Source organism: Catenibacterium faecis (assembly GCF_014306455.1).
Classification (GTDB): Bacteria; Bacillota_I; Bacilli_A; order Erysipelotrichales; family Coprobacillaceae; genus Catenibacterium; species Catenibacterium mitsuoka_A.
The window spans coordinates 98,580-108,269 of record NZ_JACRWG010000003.1 but is presented as its reverse complement, the minus strand read 5'-3'; the positions used below and the strand labels follow the sequence as shown (position 1 = coordinate 108,269).

The window sequence follows — 9,690 nt, the reverse complement described above, 5'->3', positions numbered from 1 at the left end:
TTTTCAAATTAATTGTGGACTTCCAACCGTATTCAATTTTTTGGTGAGGCGGACTTGTCCAGCGTATTGAGTGGACTTCTCTACTGTAACGAGTGGTCTTCCATTAGCGGAATACTCAATCTATTTCTATCCGCTATACTATTTGACGATTACGATCTCACAGTCTTTCTTGTGTTTTGATATATATTTAATCGGGTGGGATGCTTTAAATAAAAACAGAGAATAGTTTCTTATGAATCAGGAGTCTGTATTGTTTCAAATGCTAGAAGATTGTTTTAAGATAATGAACCGGTAGGACTACAAGTGAGTTTTACAGTTTTATCTATTGTTTTTAGTATTGATCCATTTTGATGATATTGCTTAGCTGTTATGCTTGCAGATGCATTTAAGACAGAGTGAGAAAAAGAAACACATAAAATGGTGATTATTTTTCTTATCATGTTCACTCTCCTTATTTGATTTCAATTGTTTCTTCAAAATATCCACCTTTTGAATCTCTTATTTCTTCAAAAGTCTTTTGGTAAATATATGCTTTATAGCATAAGAATACTAATAATACAGCGAGCGCAATAGATAAGAAATTCTTTAATAATCTTCTTACCTTTGCTTTTTCAATCAGTTTGTCCATATCTTCCTGCTCATAGTAACTAATAATAACTTCCTTAGGTGTACCAAGTCTTTCTACGACTTCATCATATGTCATATTATGAGAACCATCATCAATATTATCTATGAGTTTTCTTATATATTCTTTTTCAGATTTACCATAAGAAGCAAATAGATACTTACATTGTTTAATATACTTTTTAATGTTTTTATTGTAAGTCATGCTCTTCCTCCATAAATGTATCAATAATACTTGTCATCTCTTTGTATTCTTTGTATATGCCCTCTAGGTACGCTTTTCCAGATGGCTCCAAATGATAATATATTCTTGTCATTCTCTTTCCAACAAGCTTTTTCTCACTTGATATATAGCCTAGATCTTCAAACTTATAAAGAACAGGATACATACTTCCTTCTTTGATATCTATCTTACCATTTGTAAGTTCTTTAATGGAATGAGTGATCTCATACCCATAACAATCTCTTATTGAAAGAATCTTAAGAAATAACATTTCTAACTTAAAAAAGTTATTATTCTTTTTTGACATAAGGCTACCTCCATAGAAATAGTAACATGAATATATTTGTTAGACAATATATAGAAAAACTATACAATCGTTGACAAAGATATAGATACATGATAGCATTTAAATGCGGTAAACGTTTACATTGCCACAACTAATAGGAGGATAAAGAAAACAAAAATAGTGTAAAAAAATTCTTGATTGTTTTATCATGCATTTTTACTTGTGTATTACCTGTAAAAGTATTTGCGGCTGAAGATGAAGTATTAGAGTGTATTACAGATTTTCTATCTACTTGCTAAATTAAATCGCAAAATTTATCTGTTTCTGAATCAGTACCCACGTATAAAGATGGAAAAGTATTAACAACTGATAGAAAAATACAGTTTAAAGTAGGCAATTTAACTTACACAAGTGTAACTTATTTGAAATTAAGTTAATGATAATTAGTTTTCTTTGTTCACATTTTAAGATAATCTATTAATTATAAAGGAGATTATATGAAATCTAAAAAGACTATTGTAACCATTATTGTTTGTTTATTAATTGCTGTTGTTGCTGTGTTTGTAGTACCTAGTTCTGATTCTTATCTATTAGAAGTCACTGCAAGTGGAGAAAAGAAGAAAGAATATTCTTTATATAAATCAACTTCTATTTCTAATAAGCTTAAAGGTGTTGATTTTGTTGATCATCTACCTGATGGTATACAAAAATATGATGAGAGTAAAATGCGTTATGGTTCACCTTCGTATACAGTTGTATTAAAGGAGAATGCATATCGTTTTTACAGAATATCAAATAGTTCAGATGTACTTGTAACTAAATCAAATAAGAGTGATGATTCCAAAATAAAAGAATATGCTAGAATAGATAAAGATAGTTTTAAGAAACTTGCATCATCAACAAATTATGTTGATTACGATCAACTAGATTACTGGAATTAGAAATAATTTAAAGGAGAGCTTACAGGTGGCTCTCCTTTTAAATTATTTCTAATAAAATAAAACCTTTCGCTTGTATTATTAATTTAAAGCGAAAGTAGAGTATAAATCTCTTAGTTCACGAAATGTATTGCTGTATCTAAAGTAACGATTTACTTAGACAGAGTGTTAATTTTTGAAAATACTTCAGCCATTTTCACATTAAATATAAATAGTTTATCATTTGATTTTATATATAAATACCTACTATCTTCTACATCATTACATGATATCAAATAATAATCTCCATATTCGGTATTATTGAACCATCCGGCAGTGTAATTTTTATTAAATTGTCCTTTTACTTTCTTACCAAAATAAAATTGATCGATGTATTTTATCTCATTAATCTCTGAATAATAAATGCTTTCTTCACTACATAATGGTGCCTTTATAGATATTTTTTCATTATCATAATTGACCATCGGTTCAGACTGAAAATCTACTATAGTAAAAGCAATTATCATAATAGGAAAAATAAGAATGAAAACAGAAATTAATTTGCTCATTTTTTTTGACATTTTCTAACGCCTCCGTTAATAAATTTTGTAGGTCTTAATGTACTGGTCTTAGTATATCAGTTAGTCAAATTTGCACATATTGACTTTAAATTAAGCGTGAACTATAATAATTGTGAACGATGGAACAACCAGTAAGCGGTTGTCCTTGGGTTTTATATGATTGAAATGACTATCTCAAACTTTTCCCGAGGCTGAGGTAGTTATTTTTTTGCACTTTTATCTATAATGATAAGAAGTAACTTTACAATGATTCCTATAATAGACACAATAAATGCTAACGATGTTAACACCACCATGACTGTTTCATATGTTGTCATTGCGCATCACCTCCGTTTTTCAGATTTTCCCAAAACTTCTAGGAATGTGAATTTCGAAGGATTGCGTACCTTCGTCATGACGACCAAGGATAACCACCTACCGTATACGGTTGTTCCACATAAGAATTATAGCATATAAGCATATAACTGTAGGAAGTTATTAAGTATTAGAAGAAATAAAAAACCTATGAGAGAGCTACTCTCGTAGGTTTTCATATATAAACGAACTTTATGTTCGATTTATTCCTGAAAAAGCTTCTATTAAGTTCTTTTCTGTTTGTGTTCCTGCATATTTATTAGCCAAATGTATTCTCTCCTTTCATTCTTTGATAGGAATAATTCCTATTTATGTTCTAACTTTCGTTCTTTCTTTTATCAATTAAAAAACGAGAAAGAGAATTTCTCCTCTGATCACTAACATGATTGCAATAGAAAATGAACTCATATATGGAGAGGACTTAGTGATAGACATATTTCTATGTGCATTTTAATCATACTCTTTTTTTTAGAATCAGCTTTTTATTTTGGAACAAATTGATCTTATTTGTATCTTCTTATTATACTATCTCTTGGATTATCTAAATGATATTCTTTAGCCCACTTTCTAAAATGTCGATTAATATATTTATTAAGTTGAACCATATCTCGTTTATTAAGATAGATGTCAACTAATCCAAGAGGATCTTCTAATGGATAATCTTTAATTCTTTCCATCATTTGATAAACAACTTCATTGTTCATAATTTGAAAAGAATAAGTATCATATTGTGTAATAACATCTAAATCCACATAATAATTCATATATATTTCCATGAATCTCATAAGTCCAATCGAACTGGACATTGATAGTTTAAAGCATTTGACATCACTGTATTTTATTTCTGTCTGAACATATTGAAGAAAATCTTTATAAAAATATAAACGATCATAAATCGTTCCATAATCTAAAACATTATCTACTGCTATTTTAACTTTTTTTCTTTTAATATAATTATTAATTTTTTCATCTATATGATCTAAATCAAGTTGTCGTTGTTTTATCAAATCTTTTTTATTTTCCAAAACATCTCTAATTGATTTCTGTTTATTAATAATCTGTTTGATTTCTTCTATAGTGACGTCCATCTCTCTTAATAGGAGAATAAACTTAATTTTTGAAATATCATCTTGATTATAACATCGATAATTATTGTTATCTCTTGATGGTTTCACTAAACCTTCATTTTCATAATAAATTAACGTTTTCTTTGTAATATCTAACATTTCTTCTACTTCATGTGTTGTCATAACTATCACCTCTACTCATATTAAACAGTATGACCTTAGGATATAGTCAAGTATTTCTTACAATAAAGATAAATATAAGACAATATACATATTTGAATAACTTTCATCTTTTAATCTAAACCCTTGTGGGATCATACCAACTTCTTTAAACCCTAACGATTTATAAGTGTGTAAAGCTGATTTATTACATTCAACAATAGCATTAAATTGCATACCTCTAAAATCTGATTCCTTGGCTGTTTTAATAGAATGGTCCCCTAAATATTTTTCTAAATGTTTTTCTCTCATTGTTATAACTACTAAATTCAATATTTGATTATTCCGCTTTGGTTGATCACTTATTCTGATTAGGTTGACCAAGTGTTCCGATACTTTTGACCAACTAACCAATTTAATAAAATTCCGGTGGGGTTGACCAACCATTCCGATGAATCTGACCACCCAAAAATCTTGACTGTAAAAAAGTACATCCAGGATTGTTTTTGTTTATCTGCTTCTCATTGACTTAGAAGAGAGATGGAAGCAGAAAGGAAGTATTCGAAGAGGTAGAAAAGAAAACACTAAGACCGCTCCCTGAATTTCCTTTTGAGGTATGTCACTGGTTTTATTCAAGAAAGGTACAGCTTAACTGTCATATCGCTTATAAAAAAGAACTGGTATTCAGTTCCATATGAATATGTAGGCAAGATGGTAGACATTAAGGTGACTGAGACCACATTGACTACCTATTATCAGAATAAGCGTATTAATGTATATAAGGTGTTTCCAGATTACGTTATAAATAAATTCCACAAATAATCATGATATGCCAGAGTCTGTCAAAGTAACAGAATGGGATGATGAACGCATAAAGAAAATAGTAGATATACTCTACTATTCTAATAATTCTAAAACTCTTTTTTGAATAATTTCTTCCAAATATTTGAGTCTTTTTCTAGGTAATCGATATGTATAATGACTTTCAAACTTGAAACCTATTAATTTTCTTAGTTTCTCCTTTTGTCTTTTTGTTATACGTGGTTTTACAAAAGTAATAAAATCTTGATATGTTGCAGGAAGTCTTGTTTGGATGTATTGATTAATATTTTTAAAATCATCATCCATAGCATAACAAAGAAGTGATAATCCATTATCAAAAATAGGCGCACATCCCACAATTTTATTTGATTTATTATCAATTAAAAAACCAAAGTTACCAAAATGACGATCTTCATTTAAAATAACTGCATCAAAAACAAGCATATCTAATAATTCTTGATAATAGCTTTCACCTAGCTTTTTATAATAATCAATAACTGACTCTATTCCACCTGTTTTTATAATTCTTCCAACTGGAATATAAGATACATTTTCATTTGTGAAAAGTAAACATGTTGAACAAAGCTTCCCTTTCCATTTAGAAAGTCCATAATCTACATAATGTAAATCCATTGTTTTGGCAATTTGTGAAGCATAATATTCACTATAAGGTTCTAAGCCACTATTCGCAAATCCTTCTGTTCCTGATTTATAAAGAAGAATATTATTTTTTATTCTTCTCCATGATTTTGCAAGCATCCCATTTGTTGTAAATTCAGGCGATGATCTAAATGAAGTTCTTGTATAACTTCCATATCCTGTAAAAGCAATGGAAGCAATATTTGTATTAAAAGAATTATGATAAAGATTTTTATCTTTAAATAAGTCTTTACAATCTTCTTGCACAACCCAATAACTATCATTCAATGATAAGCCTTGACATATATCAATAATACCTTTTGTATCTTTTTCATTTAATCCTAATCGAGATAAAAAATTAGAAACATAGGCTCTATTTCTAGGAATCGTCCTTTTTTGAAGCCATTTTTTTAATCCTTCATTACTTAATTCTAAGTCTAATGGTAAAAGATATTGTAAATTTTGATTAACAGTATTAATCAAAACTTCTAATCCATCATTTGTATTTTTCATAGAAAAATACAATAAATCATTATCATACTGTTTTAAAATATAATTCATGAAAAACACATCCTTTCAAAAAATAATTATCTAACAATTTCCATCAAACATAAATAATCTGCAATCTTTACTTTCATTACATCCATTTTACCTCATCTTTAAAAATAAAAACACAATAAAAATCTGATTATCCGCTAAAACACAGTATCTATCAGCATTTTCAAGGGAACAAATACATCAATTTACTACTTATTTACTACCATTGAATGAGCCTTGATACGCCAGTTTCCCTAGATATGCAAAGATATGGTACAGCACATCAGTATTGAAACAAGAAAAAAATTGAATATTTTATAGACTATGGAACGCCTAAAATGACGTTCCTTTTCTATTTCCAGCCGTTCTTATTGGACGGCTATTTTATTACTCAAAATGAAAGGAGCATTAGATTTATGAAAAAGACATGGATACGATTGTGTACGGGCTTCTTAGCTCTTGCGACTGTCGTTACTGCTTTACCGACTACACCCGTCCATGCAGAAAGTAAGCAATACTGGACGGAAAGTGCAGAGCGTGTCGGTATCATTGAAAAAGTAATGAATGACGGTTCTATCGGTTCGACATTCAATGAGGGCTATATGAAAGTCGAGGGCGAAACTGCCTATTGTATCGACATCAATACAGATTTTAAGAATGGCTACAAGACCAGAGCTGACGCAAGCTCACGCATGAGTGCCGACCAGATTTCAGATGTGGCGTTATCCTTAGAGTATGTCAAACAGTATGGCGAAGCTCACAAGGAATTGAACTATAAACAAGTCTATCTGTTGGAACAATGTGTAGTTTGGCAGAGATTGAGCGTACATCTTGGCTGGCAATGTGATAACGTGCGAGCTTCTTATGATGAAATTCCAAAGGCTACGCAGGACGAAGTTTTCTCTGGTGCAAGAGCCTTTGTCAAAGAGAATAAAGGACGCTATGAATGTGGCGGTTATATCTACTCTGGCGAGGGGCAGGAATTGGGACAATTCTGGGCGAAACTGAATGTCGGAAATACGAAACTGCAAAAGGTTTCCAGTAATGCCAGCATCACAGACGGTAACGGGAATTACTCAATCGCTGGTGCAACATACGGTGTCTTTTCTGATAAAGACTGCACAAAACAGCTTGCCACCCTTACGACTGATGAAAACGGAAACACAGATATTGCAGAGGTAAAAGCAGGCACAGTCTATATCAAGGAATTATACGCACCAGCAGGATATAAAGTGGATAAAACTGTATATTCCTTAAAGGTTGAAGTTGGAAAGACAGCAATTTTGAAAGTATCAGATACGCCAAAAGTAACGGACACTTTGATTGAGCTTTTCAAGATTGATATGGAAACACAGAAAGACAATCCGCAAGGGAACGCTTCTTTAGCAGGTGCGGAATTTACATGGAAGTATTATGCTGGCTTCTACAATAAAGACAATCTCCCTGCCGAAGCTACTCGTACATGGGTTACAAAGACAATCGCTGAAACAGACAGCGACGGGACAACTCATTACATCACAAAATTAGCGGACACATACAAAGTATCTGGCGACAGCTTCTATATGCAGGACGGCAAGGCGGTTCTTCCACTTGGAACACTAACCGTAGAAGAAACAAAAGCTCCAAACGGCTACTTGTTAGAGGGTGCATATATGCAGGCTGGCGATAAGTCCGAACAGATAAAAGGCTTATATGTAACACAGATTACCGAGGACGGCGACCTTGCCGTATTATCTGGAAGTAACCAGTTTTCCGTATCAGACAAGGTTATCCGTGGCGGTGTCAAAATTCAGAAACGAGATTTAGAAACGGGCGATACAAAGCCACAAGGAAGTGCCACTTTGAAAGATACTGCCTTTGACATCATTTCCTTAAATGATAATGCAGTATTGGTTGAGGGCAAGTTATACAAGAAAAATGAAGTGGTAAAGACAATTCGTACAGATATTGAGGGTGTCGCTTCTACTTCTTCTGACCTCTTACCTTATGGAAAATTCCGTATCGTTGAGAGTGAAGCTCCCAACGGTTACTTAACTGACGGTGCAAAGCCGATTGATTTTACAATCACAGAAAATGGAAAAATCGTGGACTTAACCGAAAAAGCCCATTCTATCTATAATCAGATTAAGCGTGGAGATATTGAGGGTGTAAAAATCGGTGCAGGCACACACAAGCGTCTTGCTGATGTTCCTTTTAGGATCACAAGCAAGACAACGGGCGAAAATCACGTCGTGGTAACTGATGATAACGGGCAATTCTCCACTTCTGCTGAATGGGCTTCTCATAAGCACAATACCAACGCAGGAAAGACCAGCGAGGACGGTGTGTGGTTTGGAACTTCTGAACCAGACGACAGCAAGGGTGCATTACCTTATGATACCTACATCATTGAAGAAATGCGTTGTGATAGTAACAAAGGCTTTGAACTTATCCCACCTTTTGAAATCGTGGTATCAAGAAATAACCTTGTGATTGATTTAGGGACGCTGACTGATGAATACGAAAAAGAAATCTCTATCCATACCACAGCGACCAGCAAGGACGGCGAAAAGACTATCCTTGCAGGAAAAGAGGTAACAATCGTTGATACGGTCAAATTAGACGGACTTACAAAAGGCTCAAAATATCAGCTCAAAGGTTGGCAGATGTTAAAGGAAGAAAACGCCGAGCTTGTCATTGACGGAAAGCGTGTAGAAAATGACTATACCTTTGTCGCTGATGATGAGGAAATGAAAATAGAAATTACATATACATTCAATGCGTCCGAGCTTGGCGGTAAAAATCTGGTAACATTCGAGGAATTATACAATTTGAGCAATTCAGACGAACCCGTAAAAGTTGCGGAGCATAAAGACATTAAGGACGACGGGCAGACCGTACTTATCACAGAGCGTATCATCAAGATACATACAACCGCTACCGATAAAGACGGCAACAAAGAGCTTGAAGCTGAAAAAGAGGTAACAATCATTGATACCGTAACCTTAGAGGGCTTAGAAATCGGTACACAGTACAAACTTGTGGGCTGGCAGATGTTGAAAGAAGAAAATGCAGAACTTCTTATCAATGGAAAGCGTGTGGAAAGTGATTATACCTTTACCGCTGACAGCGAAGCTATGAAAGTGGAAGTTGCCTTTACCTTTGACGCTACTTCTCTTGACAGCAAACAGCTTGTAACTTTTGAGGAATTGTACGATTTAAGCAATCCAGACGAACCGAAGAAAGTTACCGAACATAAGAATATTGAGGATAAGGGACAGACGATTACCTTTAAGGAAAAGCCAGAAGAACCAGAGAAACCCGAAACACCACCGACACCAGAAAAGCCTAGCAGACCTAGCGACAGTCCCAAAACGGGCGACAGTACAAATGTAATGGCATTTATCGTGATGTTGCTTGCGTCTGCTGGTGGACTGGCTGGAACATATCTTTACAAACGCCGTAAAATGAAGAAATCATAAGGCGGTAACGGTATGAGGAA

The 9,690-nt window shown here is 33.1% G+C and carries 10 protein-coding genes; 3 read left to right on the top strand and 7 right to left on the bottom strand.

From position 1 onward, the window contains the following. Positions 1-275: 275 nt before the first annotated feature. Genes H8909_RS02300 through H8909_RS02290 form a run of 3 tightly spaced genes read right to left on the bottom strand, consistent with a single transcriptional unit; the run spans position 276 to position 1,154 of the window. Complete coding sequence (locus tag H8909_RS02300) at positions 276-440, bottom strand: hypothetical protein (RefSeq protein ID WP_187011671.1); 165 nt, start codon at positions 438-440, stop codon at positions 276-278. A gap of 11 nt (positions 441-451) precedes the next feature. Next, positions 452-829 carry a DUF6120 family protein gene (locus H8909_RS02295; protein WP_187011670.1) on the bottom strand — a complete coding sequence of 126 codons (378 nt, stop codon included), beginning with the start codon at positions 827-829 and terminating at the stop codon, positions 452-454. Beyond that, positions 816-1,154 (bottom strand): PadR family transcriptional regulator, encoded by a 339-nt coding sequence (locus H8909_RS02290; protein WP_187011669.1) that lies wholly within the window; start codon positions 1,152-1,154, stop codon positions 816-818. The genes H8909_RS02295 and H8909_RS02290 overlap by 14 nt, the downstream gene beginning before the upstream one ends. A 476-nt stretch (positions 1,155-1,630) precedes the next feature. Here H8909_RS02290 and H8909_RS02285 point away from each other — a divergent pair, with 476 nt between their 5' ends. Continuing rightward, positions 1,631-2,074 carry a hypothetical protein gene (locus H8909_RS02285; RefSeq protein ID WP_187011668.1) on the top strand — a complete coding sequence of 148 codons (444 nt, stop codon included), beginning with the start codon at positions 1,631-1,633 and terminating at the stop codon, positions 2,072-2,074. Positions 2,075-2,223: 149 nt separating this feature from the next. On the opposite strand, the gene H8909_RS02280 is transcribed toward H8909_RS02285, so the two are convergent. From H8909_RS02280 to H8909_RS02270, 3 genes are all read right to left on the bottom strand, one after another. Continuing rightward, a complete protein-coding gene (locus H8909_RS02280; RefSeq protein ID WP_187011667.1) occupies positions 2,224-2,631 on the bottom strand; it encodes a PH domain-containing protein in 408 nt (135 codons plus the stop codon). Positions 2,632-3,488: 857 nt separating this feature from the next. After that, positions 3,489-4,235: a MerR family transcriptional regulator gene (locus H8909_RS02275; protein ID WP_187011666.1), complete on the bottom strand. Its 747-nt coding sequence runs from the start codon at positions 4,233-4,235 to the stop codon at positions 3,489-3,491. A 57-nt stretch (positions 4,236-4,292) separates the two neighbouring features. Next, positions 4,293-4,658, bottom strand: coding sequence for a GNAT family N-acetyltransferase (locus H8909_RS02270; protein WP_187011665.1), 366 nt, complete (start codon positions 4,656-4,658; stop codon positions 4,293-4,295). A 162-nt stretch (positions 4,659-4,820) separates the two neighbouring features. On the opposite strand from H8909_RS02270, the gene H8909_RS13870 reads away from it, so the two are divergent. Then, positions 4,821-5,033: a Mu transposase domain-containing protein gene (locus tag H8909_RS13870; protein WP_439647243.1), complete on the top strand. Its 213-nt coding sequence runs from the start codon at positions 4,821-4,823 to the stop codon at positions 5,031-5,033. Between the two features lie 75 nt (positions 5,034-5,108). Here the strand turns inward: H8909_RS13870 and H8909_RS02265 are convergent, their stop codons facing one another. Further along, positions 5,109-6,233, bottom strand: coding sequence for a HipA domain-containing protein (locus H8909_RS02265; protein ID WP_238928197.1), 1,125 nt, complete (start codon positions 6,231-6,233; stop codon positions 5,109-5,111). Positions 6,234-6,625: 392 nt separating this feature from the next. Here H8909_RS02265 and H8909_RS02260 point away from each other — a divergent pair, with 392 nt between their 5' ends. Then, a complete protein-coding gene (locus tag H8909_RS02260) occupies positions 6,626-9,670 on the top strand; it encodes an SrtB-anchored collagen-binding adhesin (RefSeq protein ID WP_187011664.1) in 3,045 nt (1,014 codons plus the stop codon). The last annotated feature ends 20 nt before the right edge of the window (positions 9,671-9,690 follow it).